Annotated in this window: 20 protein-coding genes; 12 read left to right on the top strand and 8 right to left on the bottom strand. The window is 35.5% G+C overall.

Translation table 11 applies throughout. The features are described 5' to 3' along the window. The first annotated feature begins 169 nt into the window (after nt 1-169). From LU301_RS06790 to dusB, 4 genes are all read left to right on the top strand, one after another. Nucleotides 170-2,971 carry a ribonucleoside-diphosphate reductase subunit alpha gene (locus LU301_RS06790; protein ID WP_305268949.1) on the top strand — a complete coding sequence of 934 codons (2,802 nt, stop codon included), beginning with the start codon at nt 170-172 and terminating at the stop codon, nt 2,969-2,971. 3 nt (nt 2,972-2,974) lie between these two features. After that, entirely contained in the window at nt 2,975-3,898 is a 924-nt protein-coding gene (locus LU301_RS06795; RefSeq protein ID WP_305268952.1) for an Abi family protein, read from the top strand. Nucleotides 3,899-4,098: 200 nt separating this feature from the next. Beyond that, on the top strand, nt 4,099-5,388 hold the full coding sequence (locus tag LU301_RS06800; protein ID WP_305268955.1) for a ribonucleotide-diphosphate reductase subunit beta: 1,290 nt from the start codon (nt 4,099-4,101) through the stop codon (nt 5,386-5,388). Nucleotides 5,389-5,477: 89 nt separating this feature from the next. Further along, nucleotides 5,478-6,506 carry a tRNA dihydrouridine synthase DusB gene (gene dusB / locus LU301_RS06805; RefSeq protein ID WP_370692185.1) on the top strand — a complete coding sequence of 343 codons (1,029 nt, stop codon included), beginning with the start codon at nt 5,478-5,480 and terminating at the stop codon, nt 6,504-6,506. Here the strand turns inward: dusB and aat are convergent. After that, nucleotides 6,503-7,279, bottom strand: coding sequence for a leucyl/phenylalanyl-tRNA--protein transferase (gene aat / locus LU301_RS06810; protein ID WP_305268960.1), 777 nt, complete (start codon nt 7,277-7,279; stop codon nt 6,503-6,505). The two genes, dusB and aat, sit on opposite strands and share 4 nt — an antisense overlap. Before the next feature lie 250 nt (nt 7,280-7,529). Here aat and LU301_RS06815 point away from each other — a divergent pair, with 250 nt between their 5' ends. The 4 genes from LU301_RS06815 (at nt 7,530) to LU301_RS06830 (ending at nt 9,298) form a co-directional block, all read left to right on the top strand. Further along, nucleotides 7,530-7,826 (top strand): AzlC family ABC transporter permease, encoded by a 297-nt coding sequence (locus LU301_RS06815; protein WP_305268963.1) that lies wholly within the window; start codon nt 7,530-7,532, stop codon nt 7,824-7,826. Next, complete coding sequence (locus LU301_RS06820) at nt 7,816-8,256, top strand: AzlC family ABC transporter permease (protein WP_305268965.1); 441 nt, start codon at nt 7,816-7,818, stop codon at nt 8,254-8,256. Before LU301_RS06815 ends, LU301_RS06820 begins: the two co-directional genes overlap by 11 nt. Nucleotides 8,257-8,265: 9 nt before the next feature. Beyond that, complete coding sequence (locus tag LU301_RS06825; RefSeq protein WP_305268968.1) at nt 8,266-8,598, top strand: branched-chain amino acid transporter permease; 333 nt, start codon at nt 8,266-8,268, stop codon at nt 8,596-8,598. Nucleotides 8,599-8,677: 79 nt separating this feature from the next. Beyond that, complete coding sequence (locus LU301_RS06830) at nt 8,678-9,298, top strand: DUF2057 family protein (protein WP_305268971.1); 621 nt, start codon at nt 8,678-8,680, stop codon at nt 9,296-9,298. Between the two features lie 157 nt (nt 9,299-9,455). Here the strand turns inward: LU301_RS06830 and LU301_RS06835 are convergent, their stop codons facing one another. From LU301_RS06835 to map, 3 genes are all read right to left on the bottom strand, one after another. After that, complete coding sequence (locus LU301_RS06835) at nt 9,456-9,935, bottom strand: hypothetical protein (RefSeq protein WP_305268974.1); 480 nt, start codon at nt 9,933-9,935, stop codon at nt 9,456-9,458. 203 nt (nt 9,936-10,138) lie between these two features. Then, nucleotides 10,139-11,917: an aspartate--tRNA ligase gene (gene aspS, locus LU301_RS06840; RefSeq protein WP_305268976.1), complete on the bottom strand. Its 1,779-nt coding sequence runs from the start codon at nt 11,915-11,917 to the stop codon at nt 10,139-10,141. A gap of 262 nt (nt 11,918-12,179) precedes the next feature. Beyond that, nucleotides 12,180-13,001, bottom strand: coding sequence for a type I methionyl aminopeptidase (gene map, locus LU301_RS06845; RefSeq protein ID WP_305268979.1), 822 nt, complete (start codon nt 12,999-13,001; stop codon nt 12,180-12,182). 263 nt (nt 13,002-13,264) lie between these two features. Between map and rpsB the strand changes: the two genes are divergently transcribed. Beyond that, nucleotides 13,265-13,996 (top strand): 30S ribosomal protein S2, encoded by a 732-nt coding sequence (gene rpsB / locus LU301_RS06850; protein ID WP_305268982.1) that lies wholly within the window; start codon nt 13,265-13,267, stop codon nt 13,994-13,996. 108 nt (nt 13,997-14,104) lie between these two features. After that, the gene (gene tsf / locus LU301_RS06855) at nt 14,105-14,980 is read left to right on the top strand and encodes a translation elongation factor Ts (protein WP_305268984.1); all 876 of its coding nucleotides are present in this window, start codon (nt 14,105-14,107) and stop codon (nt 14,978-14,980) included. Between the two features lie 432 nt (nt 14,981-15,412). On the opposite strand, the gene LU301_RS06860 is transcribed toward tsf, so the two are convergent. Together LU301_RS06860 and fur are read right to left on the bottom strand one after the other, a co-directional pair. Continuing rightward, the gene (locus LU301_RS06860) at nt 15,413-16,183 is read right to left on the bottom strand and encodes a M48 family metallopeptidase (protein WP_305268988.1); all 771 of its coding nucleotides are present in this window, start codon (nt 16,181-16,183) and stop codon (nt 15,413-15,415) included. Nucleotides 16,184-16,302: 119 nt separating this feature from the next. Beyond that, nucleotides 16,303-16,758 (bottom strand): ferric iron uptake transcriptional regulator, encoded by a 456-nt coding sequence (gene fur / locus LU301_RS06865; protein WP_305268991.1) that lies wholly within the window; start codon nt 16,756-16,758, stop codon nt 16,303-16,305. Nucleotides 16,759-16,931: 173 nt separating this feature from the next. On the opposite strand from fur, the gene LU301_RS06870 reads away from it, so the two are divergent. After that, complete coding sequence (locus LU301_RS06870) at nt 16,932-17,321, top strand: outer membrane protein assembly factor BamE (protein ID WP_305268994.1); 390 nt, start codon at nt 16,932-16,934, stop codon at nt 17,319-17,321. A gap of 117 nt (nt 17,322-17,438) precedes the next feature. Here the strand turns inward: LU301_RS06870 and LU301_RS06875 are convergent, their stop codons facing one another. Both LU301_RS06875 and LU301_RS06880 read right to left on the bottom strand, forming a co-directional pair. Continuing rightward, nucleotides 17,439-17,783, bottom strand: a complete 345-nt coding sequence (locus LU301_RS06875) for an RnfH family protein (protein ID WP_305268996.1) — start codon at nt 17,781-17,783, stop codon at nt 17,439-17,441. Between the two features lie 11 nt (nt 17,784-17,794). Then, complete coding sequence (locus tag LU301_RS06880; protein ID WP_305268998.1) at nt 17,795-18,826, bottom strand: hypothetical protein; 1,032 nt, start codon at nt 18,824-18,826, stop codon at nt 17,795-17,797. 336 nt (nt 18,827-19,162) lie between these two features. Between LU301_RS06880 and alaS the strand changes: the two genes are divergently transcribed. Further along, on the top strand, nt 19,163-21,796 hold the full coding sequence (gene alaS, locus LU301_RS06885) for an alanine--tRNA ligase (protein WP_305274000.1): 2,634 nt from the start codon (nt 19,163-19,165) through the stop codon (nt 21,794-21,796). The last annotated feature ends 296 nt before the right edge of the window (nt 21,797-22,092 follow it).

The raw sequence follows: 22,092 nt of genomic DNA on the forward strand, positions 1-22,092 counted from the left end.
TTGTATTTTCATTAAAAATACCGTATCTTGTGCTACATCAAAAATTAAACCACTAAGTATTGTGGTAAAGTTTTAAAACTCAATCAATATCTAGTTTATTTTTTCGTCCTTGATTTGATTCGGTTTTAAAATTATTCACATAAAAAATTCATTTTTTATTGAGGTTTATATGACATTAGTTTCTGCGGTTCCTGGACAAATTCAAGTCATTAAGCGTACAGGAGATGTTGTAGCATTCGATGCACAAAAAATTTCCGTTGCTATTGGTAAAGCATTTTTGGAAGTTGAAGGCTCACAAATTGTCAATTCAAGTAGCGTGCATGACCGTATTGCTGATTTAACTGAAAAAGTGTTAATGACCTTTAAACGCCGTTTACCCTCTGGTGGAACAATCCATATCGAAGAAATTCAAGACCAAGTTGAATTAGAACTTATGCGTGCAGGCGAACAAAAAATCGCTCGTGCTTATGTGATTTATCGTGAAGAACAGGCAAAGAAACGTAAAATGCAACAACAAAATGATGAACAACATCACCCTACACTACAAGTGACTGATAAAAATGGTGAATTACAGCCACTCAATTTAACCGCATTAACACAACATATTACCAAAGCAAGTGAAGGCTTGGAAAATATTGATATTCAAGCTATTGTTGATGAAACTGTGCGTAATTTATACAATGGCGTACGTGAATCTGATATTTCAACAGCGATGATGATGGCAACTCGTACTCGTATTGAGCGAGAGCCTAATTATAGCTATGTAACAGCACGTTTATTACGCCATGAATTAGTCAATGATGGTTTAACTTTTTTAGGTTTAGATGTTAATACACCTGAAAATGAGGCCTTAGAAACTTTCTTGAAAAAAGGGGTTGAATTAGAATTATTATCGCCAGAATTACTTAATTTTGACTTTAAACAACTTGCCGATGCGATTCAACCTGAACGTTCAAATCAATTTACTTATTTAGGTTTACAAACCTTATTTGACCGTTATTTCTTACATCATAAAGGTATTCGTTTTGAATTACCACAATTATTCTTTATGCGTGTATCAATGGGCTTGGCACTCAATGAGCCTGAGCGTGAGAAACGTGCGATTGAGTTTTATAACCTATTATCAAGTTTTGATTATATGGCTTCTACGCCGACTTTATTTAACTCAGGTACATTACGCCCACAATTATCAAGCTGTTATTTAACCACTGTTCCAGATGACTTATATGGCATTTATAGTGCAATGCGTGATAATGCCATGCTTTCAAAATGGGCTGGTGGTTTAGGTAATGACTGGACTTCAGTGCGTGCTTTAAACTCATATATCAAAGGTACTAATGGTAAATCTCAAGGTGTAGTGCCTTTCTTAAAAGTAGCAAATGATACAGCGGTTGCAGTCAATCAAGGTGGTAAGCGTAAAGGTGCGATGTGTGCCTATCTTGAAACTTGGCATTTAGATATTGAAGAGTTTTTAGAGTTACGCAAAAATACAGGTGATGACCGCCGCCGTACCCATGATATGAATACAGCAAACTGGATTCCAGATTTGTTTATGCAACGTGTGATTAATGGCGAAGATTGGACATTATTTACCCCATCTGAAGTACCTGATTTGCATGATTTAACAGGTTTAGCATTTGCTGAACGTTATACGCATTATGAAAGTATTGCCAAAGAACAAGGCTTTTTACACAAAAAAATTAAAGCACAAGATTTATGGCGTAAAATGTTGTCAATGGTTTTTGAAACAGGACATCCATGGCTTACCTTTAAAGATGTGTGTAATTTACGTTCACCGCAACAACACGTTGGTGTCGTGCATTCATCAAACTTATGTACAGAAATTACCTTAAATACGAGTGAAGATGAAATTGCAGTATGTAACTTAGGTTCAATTAACCTAGTACAACACGTTAAAGGCGGTGTACTTGACCAAGAAAAATTGGCAAAAACCATTAAAACTGCCATTCGTATGCTCGATAACGTCATTGATATTAACTACTATGCGGTACCACAAGCGAAAAATTCTAACTTACGCCATCGTCCGATTGGTATGGGTATCATGGGCTTCCAAGATGCACTTTATGAAATGAATATCGCTTATAACTCACAACAAGCGGTTGATTTTGCTGATGAATCAATGGAAGTGATTAGCTATCATGCTATTCAAGCTTCAAGTGATTTAGCCATTGAACGTGGTAAATATGAAACATATCAAGGTTCATTATGGGATCAAGGCATTTTACCAATCGATTCTTTAGACATCGTACAGAAAAACCGCCCAGAAGGTATGTTTGAAGTTGATAGAACACAACGTTTGGATTGGGATAGTTTACGTCAAAAAGTACAAAAAGACGGTATGCGTAACTCAAATGTGATGGCTATTGCTCCAACTGCAACTATTTCAAATATTTGTGGTGTATCACAATCGATTGAACCGACATATCAAAATTTATATGTAAAATCAAACCTTTCTGGTGAATTTACTGTGATTAACCCATATCTTGTCAATGCGTTAAAAGAGCGTGATTTATGGGACGTAGTGATGGTCAATGATTTAAAACACTATGATGGTTCAGTGCAAAAAATCGCCCGTATTCCTGATGATTTAAAAGCGATGTTTGCAACTGCCTTTGAAGTTGAACCACGTTGGATTGTTGAAGCTGCATCTCGCCGTCAAAAATGGATTGACCAAGCTCAATCATTAAACTTGTATATTGCAGGGGCTGATGGTAAAAAACTTGACCGTACTTATAAAATGGCATGGTTGCGTGGGTTAAAAACAACTTATTATTTGCGTGCATTAGCAGCGACTTCGACTGAAAAATCGACTATTCACACAGGTGCTTTAAATGCGGTTAAACCTGTAGCGATTAATCCAACACCAGCAGTCGATAGTGGTTTTAACAGTCCTGCACCTGTACCAAATGCGTGTAGTATTGATAATCCTGATTGTGAAAGTTGTCAGTAAATTATGAGTTTTTTCCAATTATTGAAACCATCAACAACTGTTCATCAACAATTAGCCATGCTTAAATCTCGTGGTTTGATTGTTGATGATGAAAGTCGTGCGTTGCATTATTTGGGAAATATTGGATATTATCGTTTAAGTGGCTATTTTTATTCATTTCGTCAATATGATTTAACATCAAAAAAAATTCAGCGAAAAGATGAATTTATGAAGGATAGCCATTTTAATGATATATTACAACTTTATTTATTTGATAAAAAATTACGATTATTGGCTTTTGATGCTTTAGAACGTATTGAAATGGCTTTAAGAGTTGATATTGGTAATGCTTTAGCTCGTAGAAGTCCGAATGCTCATGAAAATATTGAATATCTTGACCATAAACAGACAACAGCTCATATAACATGGCTTGCTCAATATTATAATTTAGTTACACGTGCCAAAAATCAAGATTTTATTCAACACAATTTAAGTCAATATGGGCGTTTACCTGTATGGGTTGCATGTGAAATTTTAGATTTTGGAACCTTAACTCGTTTATATAATCTATTACAGCCAAGTGATAAAGAGTATATTGCAAAAAAATATAACTCTAATTCTAAACAATTTACAGATTGGCTCGATAGTTTAAGGTTTATTCGCAATACGTCAGCTCATCATTCTCGTTTATGGAATGCTAATATCACTTCTCGTATTGATATAAAAAAATCTTTTCCAAATCGTCGTAAATTACATCATTTGGAAAATCATAAACCTTTTATTTATTTTGTTCTAATACAACATTTTTTAAATGTGATTTCACCAAAATCAACATGGACAACACGTTTAATTGATTTAATAGAACTTGAATTTCCAATTGTTGAAAATAAAGCAATCCATTTAAAAGATTTCGGTTGTACTGAACATTTTAAAGAATTATTAGTGTAGAGATAGAAAGCCCCTGAGTGCTTATACTTCCATATTTATCTAAAATAAATATCATAGTAGGCAGGTTCAGGGGGCATATTAAGTATATTATGCAATGATTGGCGACTATAGTCAATCTAAAAATTAAACAACTGGTTTCAGTTAAATAAGCGGTTATTCTATCCTATTGATAAATAACCAAAAATAAGAGGTATCTCATCATGTCAATTTTAAGCTGGGACGATGAAGATGAAGTACAAACATCGTCTAATCAAAAAACAACCCCTGCGACCAACACGCCGTCGCAAACGTCTGCAACACAAATGGTATCTCATGTGCAACCATCGTCAGCGAGTGTGGCTGATTTACACCGCACCACAACTGATGACGTGTCGTCAGCATCAGCCGATAGCTCCGATTTGTTGGCTAGAGCCAGCCAAGCTCTTAATCGACTAGATATTCAAGCAGGTCTTGAAGATTTAGAAATGGGTGCGGCTCGTGTTCAAGTTGATGATAAACGTATGATTAACTGTCGTGCAGATTTGAACCAACTTGTACCATTTAAATATGAATGGGCTTGGCAAAAATATCTTGATGGTTGTGCAAACCATTGGATGCCACAAGAAGTCAATATGACAGCAGATATTGCACTGTGGAAATCTGAAGATGGCTTAACTGATGATGAACGTTTAATCGTCATGCGTTCACTTGGTTTCTTCTCAACCGCTGATAGTTTAGTGGCAAATAATCTTGTATTAGCATTATACCGTCATATTACTAATCCAGAATGTCGTCAATATTTACTCCGTCAGGCATTTGAAGAAGCAATTCATACACACGCTTATCAATACTGTATTGAAAGTTTAGGTATGGACGAAGGCGAAGTATTTAATATGTACCGTGAAGTACCAAGTGTTGCACGCAAAGCCGCTTGGGGCTTACGTTATACACAATCATTAAGCGACCCTGATTTTAAAACAGGTACTGTTGAAGAAGACCAACGTTTATTGCGTAATTTGATTGCATTCTACTGCGTACTTGAAGGTATTTTCTTCTATTGTGGTTTCAGCCAAATTTTAAGCATGGGTCAGCGTAATAAGATGAAAGGGGTTGCCGAGCAATTCCAATACATCTTGCGTGATGAATCTATGCATGTGAATTTTGGTATCGATATGATTAACCAAATCAAAATCGAAAATCCACACTTATGGACACCTGAATTCCAACAAGAAGTTATTCAGATGCTACTTGAAGGTACGATGTTAGAAATCGAATATGCTCGTGATACTATGCCACGTGGTGTATTAGGTATGAATGCTGGTGTGATGGAAATTTACTTAAAATACATCTGTAACCGCCGTTTAAACCAATTAGGCTTACCAAATCAATATCCTGTAACTGAAAATCCATTCCCATGGATGTCAGAAATGATGGATTTGCGCAAAGAGAAAAACTTCTTTGAAACACGTGTAACCGAGTATGAAGTCGGTGGTGGCTTAAAAGGACTATAATTGTTCTTATTCCACAAAACAAAATAGGAGTAGTCATTACTCCTATTTTTTATGCTAAAATATGCCTTAAATATCATTCTCTATCCATTATGACACATCCAATCATTCAACAATTATTTGACCGTCCAATTAGCCAAAAAATCTGGGTTGCTCCAATGGCAGGTGTAACGGATAATCCTTATCGTAAATTATGTAAATATTTTGGTGCAGGTCATGCAGTAAGTGAAATGATGACTGCTGATAAAACCTTACGCATGAGTAAAAAAAGTTTATATCGTGCTAATTTTGATGGTGAAATTGCTCCTATTTCTGCTCAAATTGCGGGTTCTGACCCAATTGAATTAGCAGAAGCTGCACGTTATCAAGTAGCAAATGGTGCTCAAATTGTAGATATTAATATGGGTTGCCCTGCCAAAAAAGTGTGTAATAAATTGGCAGGTTCAGCGTTATTGCAAGATGAAGATTTAGTTGCACGTATTTTAGATAGTGTCGTTAATGCCGTTAATGTACCTGTTACTTTAAAAACCCGTTTAGGCTTTAAAAATGGAGAAGAAAATATTTTAAGCGTGGCAAAACGTGCCGAACAAGCAGGTATTGCTGCCCTAGCCCTACATGGTCGCACACGTGAAGATATGTATTTAAATCATGCACGTTATGAATTAATTAAACAAGTAAAAACTGAAATTAATATCCCACTCATTGCCAATGGTGATATTGATAGCCCAGAAAAAGCCAAATATGTGCTTGATTATACAGGTGCTGATGCGTTAATGGTCGGTCGTGCTGCACAAGGTCGCCCATGGATTTTCCGTGAAATTGCTCATTTTTTAGAAACAGGTAAACATTTAGCTTCACCTGAAATTAGTGAAATCAAACAAGTTTTATTATCTCATCTCACTGAATTATATCAATTTTATGGAGAGTATTCAGGTTGTCGTATCGCCCGTAAACACATTGCATGGTACACCACAGGTCTAAGAAATAGTAATGCCTTTAGACAAGCTATGTATCAAGTGGAAAATACAGCAGAACAAGCTAAAGTGGTTGAACAGTATTTTGATGAATTACTAAGCTATGGTGAAAATTTAGCTCAAGTTTCTACTGAAACGCACACTTAATGTTGATAATTTAACGCATAACCATCATCATGTTCACATAAAACTAGAGACTTATTGACATAAGTTTGTATCGGGACTGCTTGATGATATAAAGCCGACCAGTCTACTGCAGGTTTACGAATTTGTATAGATAATTGCTGTAAAAAATCACGGCGACTTAAAATTTCTGCACCTAAACTCATTAAATGTTCATTAGGAAATTGACAATCAATCCAACAGAATTGACTATACTCACACAAAGTTACTAGCACAAAAAATGCCATTTTAGATGCATTGGTACGAGTATGAAACATTGATTCACCAAAAAAACCTTGTCCTATTTTTAGCCCGTATAAACCACCAACCAATTGATTTTGTTCATAAATCTCAATACTAATCGCATAACCTAAATCATATAATTGTTGATAAGCCTGTTTCATATCCGAGCTAATCCATGTGCTATCGGCATAACTACGCACGGCTGCACAACCATCAATCACATCAGCAAAAGCATGATTAATATTAACCGTAAATGTCGATTTTTTCATCTCTCGCAATAAACTTTTGCTTGGTTTATAATGTTTTGGATAGAGTACACAACGTGGCGATGGCGAATACCATGCAATCGGATCACCTTCATTAAACCAAGGAAACATACCGATACTATAGGCGTGTAACAAAGTCTGTGGTGCTAAATCTGCACCAGTAGCAATAAATTCATGATGCTCTGGGTCTGCTTGTTCAGGGTCAGGAAAAGCATAAGCAGATTGAAATAAAGGCTCTAATTTATTCATATTCAATTTCGGCTTATATGATGGTTTAATATAAGTCAATTCAATTCATAATTGAACGGTAGGGGCGAATTATATTCGCCCAAATAATGATTTTACAAAGGGTTTATGTAATAACCCCCTACATTTTTGTATTGTTCAGATATAAGACTATAGTAGCGAGTTCATCAATTTTTTGCAATCTTTTCAAGCCATTTTTGATAATATTCATTATAATATACTACTCAATTTAACCATGATTGATAACTAATTTATGATAAATCCAATCACACCCTATTCTATGTCAGCAACAATTCGTTCAGCTTTTATACATAGTTTGCCTATTTTAGCAGGCTTTGCCTTTTTAGGTATGGCTTATGGCATTTATATGCGTGGATTAGGATTTGAACCTTATTACCCTATTTTGATGGCACTGTTTATTTTTGCTGGGTCAGTTGAGTTTATTGTGGCAGGTATGCTTCTATCAGCATTCAATCCGCTTTATACCTTTATCATGGTGCTGATGATTAGTGCAAGGCAAATTTTTTTATGCTATTTCGATGTTAAATAAATATCATCAAGCAGGTTGGAAAAAATACTATCTCATTCCCGCCACAGTTGATGAAAGTTTTGCCATTAATTATTCTGCTAAACCCCCCCCTAATATCGATGAAAGTTGGCATATGGTTTATGTTAGCTTATTTTTACATATTTATTGGGTAGGAGGGACTGCTTTAGGGGCATTTTTAGCAGATATATTACCCTTTTCGTTAAAAGGTTCAGAATTTGCCATGACTGCACTTTTTCTAGTGATTTTTGCTGAACGTTGGTTAAGTGAAAAAAGCCATGAAAGCTCACTCATCGGTCTAGCTATAACGATAATCTGTTTATTACTCTTAGGCAAAGAACATTTTTTAATCCCTGCAATGGTTGCAATTTTACTAGTTTTAACTTGGCGAAGACCAATTTTAATGCAAAAATTACAACAAGAACTGGATTAAATTATCAATATGATGACCGTAGAACAACACCTGCTCACAATACTCATTGCTATTTTAGTAGTACAATTATGTCGATGGATTGCGTTTATTGCTTTTCCTGCACATAAACCGATTCCAGAATATGTTCAATATTTAGGTAAAGTTTTACCACCTGCTGTATTTGCCCTATTAGTGGTGTATTGCTATAAAAATGTTAATATTTTAAGTGAACATCATGGATTCGCCGAATTTATCGCAGGTACAGTTACTTTAGGCTTACATTTTTGGCGTAGAAATATGTTTTTATCGATTGGTGTAGGAACAATTTTATATATGTTTTTGGTTCAGAAAGTTTTTGTATAAATATATTTGTCATCAATACATTACAAATTATCTTATTTTCAGGTAAAATAAACGGCAAACACTCATTAGGAATATTGAAATGAAAAACTTTTTGATTGCTTCATGCCTTGCTATCACAAGTAGTTATGCATTAGCCGATGTACATATTATTAGTCCAGAGGAATTACAAATTGTTGTCATTAATGACCAACAAATTAAATCATCATTTATTAAAGCAAATCAAAATAAATTTACTGTTCGTGGTAATCAACAACATCAAATCTATATTCGTTACGTCCAATTTTTTAATTTACCATTAAATGATGAACATGAAATTATCAAATCAGATATTGGCATATTCAACACACCTATTTTACAAGATGGGCAAACCTACCGTCTCGCAATCGCTCAACAACCCAAAACGTTGGAAGATGCCAAACAATTTGCTCAAAAACCAAGTGTTATTTTATATAATGCACAGAACCAAATTATTGCTCAACAAACCTTTGAACAGACCAGTAAAACATGGTTTTCAGGTTTAACACTCAATCGTAGCTATGACTTAACTAAGAAAAAACCTGCTATTATGCCAATGCCAACAGCACCTAGCTTAACCAACACAACACCTACGCATTACAACTCATTAATTGAACAATGGAATAAAGCAAGCGTTGATGAACGCCAAGCCTTTATACAATGGTTAAATCAACAATCAAAATAACTCATAAAATGAAAGGGATAGCCTAAACATTATTCCTTTTATTTTGATTAAACAAAATCAATAGATGATAGCCTAATAAAATACTCTATTCAAACTCACTAAAATTAGTGTTTCAAGGTAAATTCTGTTGATAAAATTTATCCTTTCCCTATTTATACTATAAATCTTGAGTTTCGATTTTAAAAATATAGGCATAACCTAACCATTTTTGATTAGGATTAAATGTTATACATACTTTATCATCAATTTTAGCTTTTTTATGCTGATTAAGATTAAATTTCATATCATGATTAGCTAAATAAAAATAATCATCGTCCCAAGCAGAATAATCTATTTTATTAATACTACTACATATTTGCTGTTGCTGACCTTGCTTTATAAAATAATGGCTAATCGGTTTATAATATTGTTGTGATAATAGGATAATAACCAAAGGTCCAAGTACAGGAAATACAATAGGGAGTGTTTTATTCTTTTTTCGGTAATATAATTTAATACAGAGATAAAGTAGTATTCCTAAATATAATAAGCCAATTTCAATAAATCCTGCATAGCTAAAATGGTGTAAATAAATACTAAGTAGTGAATAGGTAACTAAAACAACAAGAAATATAATTTTGTAGATAGATTTTTCCATCATATTCTCCTTATAAAAACAGCCTATAATTTATATTATAGGCTGTTGAATATTTGATTAATATAAATTGATTTGGGTAAAGATATACACTTTAGTAAAGGGAGAAATAGGGTGCGTATTACGCACCTACGAGTAATGACTCGATTTTAAATTATCTCACTTTATATGAAATGTTTATCAATTAATATATTACATCAATTCAATCAGTCTTCTTTTTTCGGTTGCTCACGCAAACGAATACCCAATTCACGCAACTGGTTATTTTCTACAGGAGCAGGAGCTTGAGTCAATGGACATTCAGCAGTCTTCGTTTTCGGGAAAGCAATCACATCACGGATTGAGCTTGCACCTGTCATCAACATCACTAAACGGTCTAAACCAAACGCTAAACCACCGTGTGGTGGTGCACCGTATTTTAATGCGTTCAGTAAGAATGAGAATTTCTCTTCAGCTTCTTCTTCACCAATACCTAAAGCTTCAAAAATCGCTTTTTGCATTTCAAGCGTGTAAATACGCAATGAACCGCCACCGATTTCTGTACCGTTTAATACCATGTCATAAGCAACAGATAAGGCTTCCCCCGGGTTATTTTTTACCTCTTCCACACTTGATTTTGGTAAAGTGAATGGGTGATGCACAGATGTCCACTTACCATCATCAGTTTCTTCAAACATTGGGAAATCAACAATCCAAAGTGGTGCCCATTCGCAAATTACCATGTTCAAATCATGACCGATTTTCACACGTAATGCACCCATCGCATCATTGACGATTTTAGCTTTATCTGCACCAAAGAATACGATATCGCCATTTTCTGCACCAACACGTTGTAATAACTCCATCACGATTGGTTCAATAAACTTCACGATTGGCGACTGTAAACCATCGATGCCTTTTTCAATTTCATTGACTTTAATGTACGCTAGACCTTTTGCACCATAAATGCCAACAAATTTGGTATAGTCATCAATTTGGCTACGGCTTAAACTACCTGCATTTGGCACACGCAATGCTACAATACGACCTTTCGGATCTTTTGCAGGACCAGAAAAGACTTTAAATTCAACATCTTGCATTAAATCAGCCACATCGACCAATTTTAATGGAATGCGTAAATCTGGTTTATCTGACGCATAATCACGCATTGCTTCGCTATAAGGCATACGTTGAAATTTGTCAAATTTTACGCCTAATAATTCATCAAACAATTTAACAGTCATACCTTCCATTAAATCCATGATGTCATTATCATCTAAAAATGATGTTTCAATATCGATTTGGGTAAATTCCGGCTGACGGTCAGCACGCAAATCTTCATCACGGAAACATTTTGCAATTTGATAATAACGGTCAATACCACCCACCATCAATAATTGTTTAAATAATTGTGGTGATTGCGGTAAAGCATAGAAATCACCATTAGATACACGGCTTGGCACTAAATAATCTCTAGCACCCTCAGGTGTTGCACGGGTTAAAATTGGTGTTTCAACATCTAAAAAGCCATGTTCATCTAAATAGTTACGGATTAAGTTAGTTACTTTAGAACGGAAACGTAAACGTTCCAACATTTCAGGACGGCGAATATCCAAGAAACGATATTTTAAACGGTGTTCTTCTGAAACAGTGATATTATCATCATTAAGTGGGAAAGGTGGGGTTTCAGACTGTGCCAAAACTTCGATTTCTTTACCTAAAACTTCGATTTGACCGCTTACCATATTGGCGTTTTCTGTACCTTCGTAACGTTTACGCACACGTCCTGTGATTTTAAGTACATATTCTGAACGTGCTTTATCGGCAGTGGCAAAGGCTTCAGGCGTATCTGGGTCAATCACCACTTGTACCAAACCATCACGGTCTCGCATATCTAAGAAAATCACACCACCGTGGTCACGGCGACGATGTACCCAACCGCAAATGGTTACAGTTTGGTCAATTTGGGCTTCGGTTAAAGCACCACAATAATGAGTTCGAATCATTTGAAATATTCCAAAATTCTACATTTTAAATAAAATTGTTTGAGTTCACTTTAATTGAATAGCATAAATCATTGAAAATTAAAGATGTTGTAGGAGGTGTTATACGCACCAAGTTGCTAGTGATTATTGAAAAATGCGTCATACGCACCCTAGCTCTTACCTATAACAACTACACATTGAACCCATGTAAATAAACGATTTATTATCCCTTATTTTCCAAAAAATCTCAACAAAAATAAGAGATAAAGACGAGAAATTCATTTTATAACAAATTGAACCGTGATAAATCTTCATCAGAACGTGCGGTCAAGACTTCTAAGCCTGTTTCTGTAACTAAAATCATGTGTTCATACTGTGCTGATAAGCTATGGTCTTTAGTAACAGCTGTCCATTTATCGCCCAAAATTTTGGTTTGCCACCCACCCGCATTGACCATTGGTTCAATGGTAAAGGTCATACCTGCTTCTAAACGCATTCCTGTGCCTTTTTGTCCATAATGCAATACTTGTGGTTCATCATGGAATTTTGCACCAATACCATGTCCACAAAATTCACGTACTACATTAAAACGCTCAGCTTCAACATAACGCTGAATCGCATAACCAATATCACCTAAATATGCCCCTGCACGCACCTGCTCCATACCAATATATAAAGCTTCTTGTGTTACATCACATAACCGCTGAGCAAGTACCGATGTTTCCCCACCCACAATATACATCATACTGGTGTCCCCATGATAACCATCTTTAATCACAGTTACATCAATATTTAAAATATCGCCTTTTTTCAAGATTTTATTAGCTGATGGAATGCCATGACACACAACATGATTGACTGAAATACAGGTTGCATGTTGATACGCAGGACGACCGCCACCCCCACCATAACCAATACACGCAGGAATAGCATTTTGCACATTGACAATATAGTCATGACAAATTTTATCTAATTCTAAAGTACTCACACCTGCTTGAATATGAGGTTTAATCATCTCTAAAATATCGGCAGCTAGTTTACCTGCCACTCGCATTTTGGCAATTTCATCAGGTGTTTTGATTAAATGTGATACAGATTGTTTCATAACGATAAAAAACTTTTGGAAAATTATTTTGATATATGATAGAATTATACCGCTTTTTTAGCAAATACTTTATGTTAATAAATGCAAAAATATTAAAAAAATATCAAAATGATAGACAACATGATGATATTACTAATATTTTTAAATTTATTAATAATATTAAACTATAAATCCACACATATATCGACACAATTTCTGGGTGCTTGTAAAAGTGGAAATTGCGGATATATGGAGGCTTAACCCAAACTTTTAAAGGTCTTATTATGGCAGAATACAATGTAAGTATCCGTCAGCTATTAGAAGCTGGTGCACACTTTGGTCATCAAACACGTTTCTGGAATCCAAAAATGAAACAATACATTTTTGGTGCTCGCAACAAAATTCATATCATCAACTTGGACAAAACTGCTCCAGCATTAAACGATGCATTAAATGAAATCAACCGTTTAGCAAGCAAAAAAGGTAAGATTTTATTTGTTGGTACAAAACGTGCTGCTTCTGAAATCATTCGTGAACAAGCTCAACGTGCAGGTCAGCCTTATGTTGATCATCGTTGGTTAGGTGGTACATTGACAAACTGGAAAACTGTACGTCAATCAATCAACCGTTTAAAAGATTTACAAAACCAATCTCAAGATGGCACTTTTGCTAAATTAACTAAACGTGAAGCATTAGAGCGTACTCGTGAGATGGACAAACTTGAGCGTGATTTAGGCGGTGTTAAGCAAATGGGTGGTTTACCTGATGCTTTATTCGTGATTGATGTTGATCATGAAGCAACCGCAATTAAAGAAGCAAATAAATTAGGTATTCCTGTGATTGGTATCGTAGATACTAACTCAAACCCAGATGGCGTTGATTATGTTATCCCTGGTAATGACGATGCAATCCGTGCGGTAACTTTATATGCAAGCTCTGTTGCTGATGCAATTATTGCAGGTAAAGAGTATGCTCAATCTCAAGCAAATGCACAAGCAAAAGGCGAAACTGCATAAGTAGTTAGCCAATAAGTGAGTAAATATTTATATTACTCACATAAAACGGCTCAAGGCATTTCTTTGAGCCGTTTTTAATCAATAGTTTTATTAAATTTGGAGAATAACATGACTGCAATTACTGCACAAATGGTAAAAGAATTGCGTGACCGTACTGGTTTAGCCATGATGGAATGCAAAAAAGCGTTAACAGAAGCTAATGGCGATATCGAATTAGCAATTGATAATTTGCGTAAATCAGGTCAAGCAAAAGCTGCTAAAAAAGCTGGTAATATTGCTGCTGATGGTGCAATTACAATTGTTCAAGAAGGTAATAAAGCAGTATTGGTTGAAGTAAACTGCCAAACTGACTTCGTTGCAAAAGATGAAAACTTCAGCAACTTCTCAAATACTGTTGCTAAAGCAATTTTAGCTTCTGGCGTAGTTGAAGCTGAAAAAATCGCTGAATTAAAATATGATGACAGCCAAACTGTTGAAGAAGCTCGTATTGCTTTGGTACAAAAAATTGGTGAAAACATCCAAGTACGCCGTGCTAAAATCGTTGAAGGTGAAAACTTAGCAGTTTACCGCCATGGTTTAAAAATTGGTGTAGTTGTGTCTTATACAGGTGATGCAGATACTGGTAAAGGTATCGCAATGCACGTTGCTGCGTTTAACCCAGTTGCAGTAACTGCTGAACAAGTTCCTGCTAATTTAGTCGCAAAAGAGAAAGAAATTGCTGAAGCAAAAGCAGCTGAATCTGGTAAGCCAGCAAATATCATTGAGAAAATGGTTGCAGGTTCTGTTGAGAAATACTTAAATGAAGTTGCTCTTGACCGTCAGCAATATGTTATCGACAACGAGAAGAAAGTTGCTGATGTATTAAAAGCGACTGGTACAAATGTTGCTGAATTTGTTCGCTTTGAAGTTGGCGAAGGTATCGAGAAGAAAGCTGAAATGAGCTTTGCTGAAGAAGTTGCCGCTGCCCAAGCTGCTGCAAAATAATCACTGATACCAGTGTAAAAAAGCTGAATAAAGAAATTTATTCAGCTTTTTTATTTATGATATCATTCTCAATTCATAGTATATACTAATTCAACCCCAAAATTGGTACTTGTAGGGGCAAATCACATTTGCCCGATAAATACGATATTCATACAGGGCGAATATGATTCACCTACAGCATAATGGTGAATTTTGTACCAGTTTTTAAGTTATTTAACTATAGTCAAATTATATCAAAACAATATAAAAATGCAAGGGGGGTTATTACATAAACCCTTTGTAAAATCAATTACTTGGGCAAATATGATTTGCCCCTACTGTTCAATTATTGATTGAATTTACTATATAAATTATGGATTTTGTGTATGGGCGAATAATTATTCACCCACAAGTTCACATCAATCTTAAATTATTCTAGTGCACCAAACAAAATTAGCGTTGTTGATAAATTGCTAAAGCTGCTGGCAAATTCTTTTTCATTGCTTCAATACGAGCACTATTTGATGGGTGAGTTGATAAGAATGCTGGACCACCAGCCCCACCATTTGCTTGCATTTTTTGCCATAAGGTAATCGCCGCATTTGGATTATAACCAGCCCGTGCCATCAGCATTAAACCACCTTCATCAGCACGACTTTCTAAGCTACGAGAATAAGGCAAACCTAAACCCAACTCAGCACCTAAACCTGCTAATTGTTGCCCTGCTGAACCTAAACCCGCATAAGCTGAACCAATATTTATCGCTAAACCTGTTAAAACTTCTGCACCTGCTTTCGTTTTACTATGCTCTTCAAGTGCATGAACCATTTCATGCCCCATAATGGCAGCAATTTCATCATTAGTCAATTTTAACTTATCAACAATGCCTGTATAGAAAACCACTTTACCGCCTGGAGCAACATGAGCATTCACTTCATCAGATTTAATGACTGCAAGTTTCCAATTAAATTTATGCCCCGTTTTGTTCACTTGGTCAGCATAAGGAATCATACGATTAAATACCGCATTGATGCGCTTATAAGTTGCTGAAGTGGTATCTAATTTATTCGCTGCACGTGCTTCTGTTGTTAATTGTTGATAGTATTGCTCTGCTTTAGCATTTAAAGATGCGGTATCCGCTCCAGCAATAGTCGCAACAGTTGAACAACCTGATAATGATACCATTCCAAGTACCAATACCGTTGATAATAGTGTTTTTTTCATCAGCATACTCCTTGTTTTCAATACATCATATTAACAAATACATGGATAAATATTGACTTACCCATGCACCAAATTAATCATTTACCACAAAGTAAAATAGCTGTATTGCTATTTATCAATTACTTTTTATTACCCTTACCACGCTTTTCACTCGCTTCTCGGCATTCAGGTTTTTCACAATAACCATAAAGATTTAACGCATGTCCTGTTAAAACAAAACCATGTGCTTCTGCAATTTTATGTTGCTCATCTTCAATAATATCATTGGTAAATTCAACGACTTTATTACAGCCTTGACATACTAAATGGTCGTGATGTCCTTCTTGCATAATTTCAAAAACTGAATGGTTATTTTCAAAATTATGACGTTGAATAATACCAGCCGCTTCAAATTGTGTTAATACACGATAAACTGTTGCCAAGCCGACATCTTCACCTTGCTCAAGCAAAGTTTTATAAATATCTTCTGCACTTAAGTGGTGCTCTTCTGCAGTTTCAAGTAATTCTAAAATTTTAATACGCGGTAAAGTAACTTTTAAACCAGCTTTACGCAAATCTTGGTTTGAAAATGCCATATATTTTCTCTCAATTTGTTGTGAGCCTATTTTATCATCATTTCTATATAAACTACCACTTTTGTTATAAAAATGAATAAAGTTTAACAGAGATTAACTAGGCAAATAGTATAAAAATGAAGTATGATTATGCAATATTTTTCATCATTCTTCATAGAGGAAATTGTTACATTATGCAAAAATTATTACTCAGCACAGTTTTAGCGAGTGCAATTTTTACAGGTTGTGTTTATAAAGTGGATATTCCGCAAGGCACGCCATTGACTAAGGCACAGGCATCACAGGTACAAGTGGGCATGAATGCACAACAAGTCCGCTTTATTTTAGGTACACCAACGATTACTGACCCTTTAACACCACTACAATGGGATTATATGTACAATTATAAACCAGGAACTTATGCAAAAAAGGAAAAAATTCCATCTGCAAAAGGTCAGCATTTAAAAATTACCTTTAATGAACAAGGTATTGTAACACAGATTGATGGTATTGAAACTTTACCCGATGTACAACCTGGCTTACCTGGTTCTAAAGAAACAATTTTAACTGCTCCACGTTTATAAATCCTTACTTATTATATCGGATTTTAGGTTAATAATCCCAATCTTTTTAGTCAGATTGGGATTATTTTTTGTAATCATGATTATTTATTTTTATGATAATATAGATTTCGTACTAAATTAATCCACATTACCTTGATGGCGAAAACGATTTCCCCTTGCACGTTGTTTAACCAAATAACGGCTTGTTGGATTTTTTTCTGCACGATTGCGACGAATTTCTTTAGGATTAATTTTGAGCGGGCGATAGATCTCCACTCTATCCCCAGCTTGCAAAACTGTATCATGCTGAATTTTCACACCAAAATTACCCAAATGATATGGCTCAGGTAAACTAATTTTAGCTAAAATTCCACTCCGCTCAATCGCCTGCCATGCAGTTAAACCTTCAACAAAATCAATTGGTTGATAAAATTGAAATTGTTCATCAGCATAAGCTACCCAAACTTTTTGATGTATCGCCATATTTACCCTAATTAACCACGAATAAATAAAACAAATGCGATAATAATATTAATTGGTACAATAATACGCACCGCAACACGCCATAGATTATACACCAATTCATTGCTAAAATTTAAAGCTTTACGCAAATGACTCGCTTTCATTACCCAGCCTGCAAAAATGCTATATACTAAACAAAGCAATAGCCCCCAAATAACAGCCACCCAGACTAAAACCTGTCCAATTGGCATTAACCAAATCAGCATAGTACTTAAAGATAATATACCTGTGATTGGTAATGCCACTTTGCGGTCCAACCATTGTTGGCGTGCAAGTTGTAATAGAATCCCTGCTAATGCAATATTTGCCAAAGTATAATTCATTGGTAATACAGCAAAAATTATACCTGCAATCAATAAAGTCAATAAAATCAACCATACTTTAGGTGTTGCCGACTGCTCGTTATTTATACTGCCAAGGCTATTTTGCCAATACACCCCCATGCCTAAACCTGTTGAAAATAAGGCTAACATCACGGCGATTGCCCATTCCACCCCTGCAACATTTGTCCATTGTAAACTTGACATGGTAACAGGTGCTAAAAATGGCGATACAATTAATCCAATAATAACCAAACCTAAAGTAATTATGCGCGGCAAAAACGATAAAGCAACAGCAACTAGCATCAAAATTGCCACTAAGCCGATGCCTAAATTTGACACAAATGTCATCACTTGTTCAGAAGCAAGTTTAATTAACCCACCTGCTAAAAATGAAATAAATAATGCCCCACCCCAACCTAAAACACGCCAAAAAGTTGGAGCATCAGCTTCTCGTGTTAAGCTCATTAATGCTTGTATTGCTGTGGTTTGGCTACGTTTTGCCAATGCAACTTCTAAATAAAGCATAGGTAAAGCAGTTAAAAGTAATGCCACACTCCACAATAATAAAAAGTCAATTTGTGAATGTACACCTTTCCATAAAGGTGCAAAACTAATCATCAAACACAAAGATAAACAAAATGCAAAAGGTATAATAAACCATCGAGAAGTTGAATTTGACATGATTTTAAAGCTCAATTTCACTTAAATCTAAAATTATGCTATATTTTGCCTTGATTAGCCTAGAAAATCTATATCATTTTAATAATTTAGTTATGGTAAATAGACAGAATACCCCTAAAATACAATAAAAATGCAGATAATTCATCAAAATATCCTATATTGTATAAAAAATACCATAATTCATCATTTAAAATTGACATAAACATTGGTATCAACGCTATTTTCCGTTATAATTTATATCTTAATTTTTAACCGTATGATGATAATGTCAAGCATAGTCATCTTCCTTGTTTTAACATTTTTTTGATGGAGTTACTGTTCGTGAGTACTCGTTTTATGACTTCTGCTGATATTCGAGAAGCCTTTTTATCTTTTTTTGAAAGCAAAGGACACCAGCGTGTTCAATCGAGTTCTCTCGTGCCAGCCAATGACCCGACTTTGCTATTTACCAATGCAGGTATGAACCAATTTAAGGACTGCTTTTTGGGCTTGGATAAACGTCCATACAAACGTGCAACGACTTCACAAAAATGTGTGCGTGCAGGCGGTAAACACAACGATTTAGATAATGTGGGCTACACAGCTCGTCATCACACCTTCTTTGAAATGTTAGGAAATTTCTCATTTGGTGATTATTTTAAACGTGATGCCTTACGTTTTGCGTGGGAATTTTTAACATCTGCTGATAAAGGTTTAGGTTTAGAGCCAGCACGTTTATATGTGACGGTTTATCATACTGATGATGAAGCCTATGATATTTGGCATCAAGAAATTGGTTTGCCAGAAAGCCATATTATTCGTATTGGTGATAAAGGCGAAAAATACGAATCAGATAATTTCTGGGCAATGGGTGATACTGGACCATGTGGACCTTGTTCGGAAATTTTCTATGACCATGGCGACCATATTTGGGGTGGTTTACCGGGTACACCTGAAGAAGATGGCGACCGCTTTGTCGAAATTTGGAACAACGTCTTTATGCAATTTAACCGTACTGCTGATGGCGTATTGCACCCACTTCCTGCACCATCAGTCGATACAGGCATGGGCTTAGAGCGTGTTTCTGCGGTCATGCAATCAATGAATTCTAATTATGATACTGATATTTTCCAACACTTATTAAAAGCAGCAGGACAAATCGTAGGTACAGATAATCTTGACCAAGCATCATTGCGTGTGATTGCTGACCATGCACGTTCTTGCTGTTTCTTAATTGCTGATGGTGTAAATCCATCAAATGAAGGACGTGGTTATGTACTCCGCCGTATCATTCGCCGTGCAGTGCGTCATGGTTATAAATTAGGCATTAAAGAAACTTTCTTCTATAAAATGCTTGCACCACTTGCAGAAGTGATGGGACAAGCTTATCCAGAACTCAACACAGAAAAAGAGCGTATTATTAATGCGTTAATCAAAGAAGAAGAACAATTTGCGAAAACCCTTGAACAAGGTATGAAATTACTTGAACAAGAATTAGCAGAATTAAAAGGTAATGTGATTGCAGGTGAAGTTGTATTTAAATTGTACGATACTTACGGTTTCCCTGCCGATTTAACAGCTGATATTGCTCGTGAACGTGATTTAAGCATTGATGAAGCTGGTTTTGAACGTGAAATGAATGCTCAACGCCAACGTGCGAGAGAAGCAGGTAAATTTGCGATTGATTATAATAGCATCGTCAAAGTCGATAGCGTTACCCAATTTAATGGCTACACAGCAACGCAAGGTCAAGGCAATATCATTGCTATTTACAAAGATGGTGAACAAGTTGATCGTATCAATGAAGGCGATGAAGCCCTGATTATTTTAGATCAAACGCCATTTTATGCGGAAAGTGGCGGTCAAGTTGGCGACACAGGTACACTTAAAAATGAGACAGGTATTTTTGAAGTACATGATACCAAAAAATCAGGCTCTGCTTTTGTTCATCAAGGGATTGTAACTGTTGGCACATTATCTGTACAACAAAATATCAATGCACAAGTACAAACTGAATTACGTCATGCAATTATGCGTAACCATTCAGCAACACATTTATTACACGCTGCTCTACGTCAAATTTTAGGTACACACGTTCAACAAAAAGGCTCTTTAGTAGCGAGTGATATTTTACGTTTTGACTTTTCACATGGCGAAGCAGTGAGTTTTGAACAGCTTGATGAAATTGAGCGTTTAGTGAATGCTGAAATTATGGCAAATAGCCCTGTTGTAACTGAAATTTTAGATATTGAAACGGCTAAAACCAAAGGTGCAATGATGTTATTCGGTGAAAAATATGGCGAAGTTGTACGTGTTTTAACGATGGGTACAGTGAAAGATGACCGTGCATTCTCGATTGAGTTGTGTGGTGGTATTCACGTTGGTTATACGGGCGAAATTGGTTTATTCAAATTTATTTCTGAAGGTGGTATTGCATCGGGGGTACGCCGTGTAGAAGCCGTTACTGGTTTGCGTGCGATTGAAGCAATGCAACAGCAAGAACAAACCATTCGCCAAGTAGATAGTATCTTAAAAGCACAGAAAAACCAAACGGTTGAAAAAGTTCAAGCAACTGTTAATCAAACTATTACATTGCAAAAACAAATTGAGCAACTCAATCAGAAATTGGCGAATTTCCAAGCAACTGAATTACTAAATCAAGTACAAGAGATTGCAGGACGCAAAACGCTAATTGCAACAGTACAAAATGTTGATGCAGGTAGTTTACGTCATTTGCATGACAGCGTAAAATCAAAACTTGGTAATGCGGTGATTGTGCTTGCAGGTATCGATGGCGATAAAGTGAGCTTAATCTCTTCTGTGGCAAAAGAACATCATCAAGTACTGAAAGCGGGCGATATTATCAAACATTTAGCATCTGAGTTGGGCGGTAAAGGTGGCGGTAAGCCTGATTTAGCACAAGGTGGAGCGACTATAACGCCTAACTTTGATGATGTGATGAATGGTTTAGCTGGTTGGTTGAATAAATAAGCTAAAATAAACCATTTTTATACTATCAAATAAGCAAGTTGGATATTTGATATATAGTGTTATTTATATAGCTTACTATAACAAATGTCTGACTTGCTTTTTTAGTTTAGAGTAAGTTGTTATGAATAAAAAAACATTATATTACATAACTTCAGGTTTAGGATTCTTTCTCTTAGGAGCGAGCTTTGGATTTGAGTCTAATCTTAATATATGGATATTTTGTATTGGATTTGTTTTAATGCTTATTTCATTTTTGCTTAATAATTCTAATTAAGCCGTTTAATATTATCATAGGA

It is taken from the genome of Moraxella sp. ZY210820 (assembly GCF_030674635.1).
Lineage (GTDB): Bacteria > Pseudomonadota > Gammaproteobacteria > Pseudomonadales > Moraxellaceae > Acinetobacter.

Bases quoted from the DNA above. Each gene is read 5' to 3' on its own strand.
- LU301_RS06830 (WP_305268971.1), top strand. From the start codon at position 8,678: ATGAAAAACTTTTTGATTGCTTCATGCCTTGCTATCACAAGTAGTTAT.
- LU301_RS06835 (WP_305268974.1), bottom strand. From the start codon at position 9,935: ATGGAAAAATCTATCTACAAAATTATATTTCTTGTTGTTTTAGTTACC.
- aat (WP_305268960.1), bottom strand. From the start codon at position 7,279: ATGAATAAATTAGAGCCTTTATTTCAATCTGCTTATGCTTTTCCTGAC.
- LU301_RS06875 (WP_305268996.1), bottom strand. From the start codon at position 17,783: ATGGCGATACATCAAAAAGTTTGGGTAGCTTATGCTGATGAACAATTT.
- alaS (WP_305274000.1), top strand. From the start codon at position 19,163: ATGACTTCTGCTGATATTCGAGAAGCCTTTTTATCTTTTTTTGAAAGC.
- tsf (WP_305268984.1), top strand. From the start codon at position 14,105: ATGACTGCAATTACTGCACAAATGGTAAAAGAATTGCGTGACCGTACT.
- LU301_RS06800 (WP_305268955.1), top strand. From the start codon at position 4,099: ATGTCAATTTTAAGCTGGGACGATGAAGATGAAGTACAAACATCGTCT.
- dusB (WP_370692185.1), top strand. From the start codon at position 5,478: ATGACACATCCAATCATTCAACAATTATTTGACCGTCCAATTAGCCAA.
- LU301_RS06815 (WP_305268963.1), top strand. From the start codon at position 7,530: ATGATAAATCCAATCACACCCTATTCTATGTCAGCAACAATTCGTTCA.
- LU301_RS06795 (WP_305268952.1), top strand. From the start codon at position 2,975: ATGAGTTTTTTCCAATTATTGAAACCATCAACAACTGTTCATCAACAA.
- LU301_RS06880 (WP_305268998.1), bottom strand. From the start codon at position 18,826: ATGTCAAATTCAACTTCTCGATGGTTTATTATACCTTTTGCATTTTGT.
- map (WP_305268979.1), bottom strand. From the start codon at position 13,001: ATGAAACAATCTGTATCACATTTAATCAAAACACCTGATGAAATTGCC.
- LU301_RS06860 (WP_305268988.1), bottom strand. From the start codon at position 16,183: ATGAAAAAAACACTATTATCAACGGTATTGGTACTTGGAATGGTATCA.
- fur (WP_305268991.1), bottom strand. From the start codon at position 16,758: ATGGCATTTTCAAACCAAGATTTGCGTAAAGCTGGTTTAAAAGTTACT.
- LU301_RS06790 (WP_305268949.1), top strand. From the start codon at position 170: ATGACATTAGTTTCTGCGGTTCCTGGACAAATTCAAGTCATTAAGCGT.
- aspS (WP_305268976.1), bottom strand. From the start codon at position 11,917: ATGATTCGAACTCATTATTGTGGTGCTTTAACCGAAGCCCAAATTGAC.
- LU301_RS06870 (WP_305268994.1), top strand. From the start codon at position 16,932: ATGCAAAAATTATTACTCAGCACAGTTTTAGCGAGTGCAATTTTTACA.
- LU301_RS06825 (WP_305268968.1), top strand. From the start codon at position 8,266: ATGATGACCGTAGAACAACACCTGCTCACAATACTCATTGCTATTTTA.
- rpsB (WP_305268982.1), top strand. From the start codon at position 13,265: ATGGCAGAATACAATGTAAGTATCCGTCAGCTATTAGAAGCTGGTGCA.
- LU301_RS06820 (WP_305268965.1), top strand. From the start codon at position 7,816: ATGTTAAATAAATATCATCAAGCAGGTTGGAAAAAATACTATCTCATT.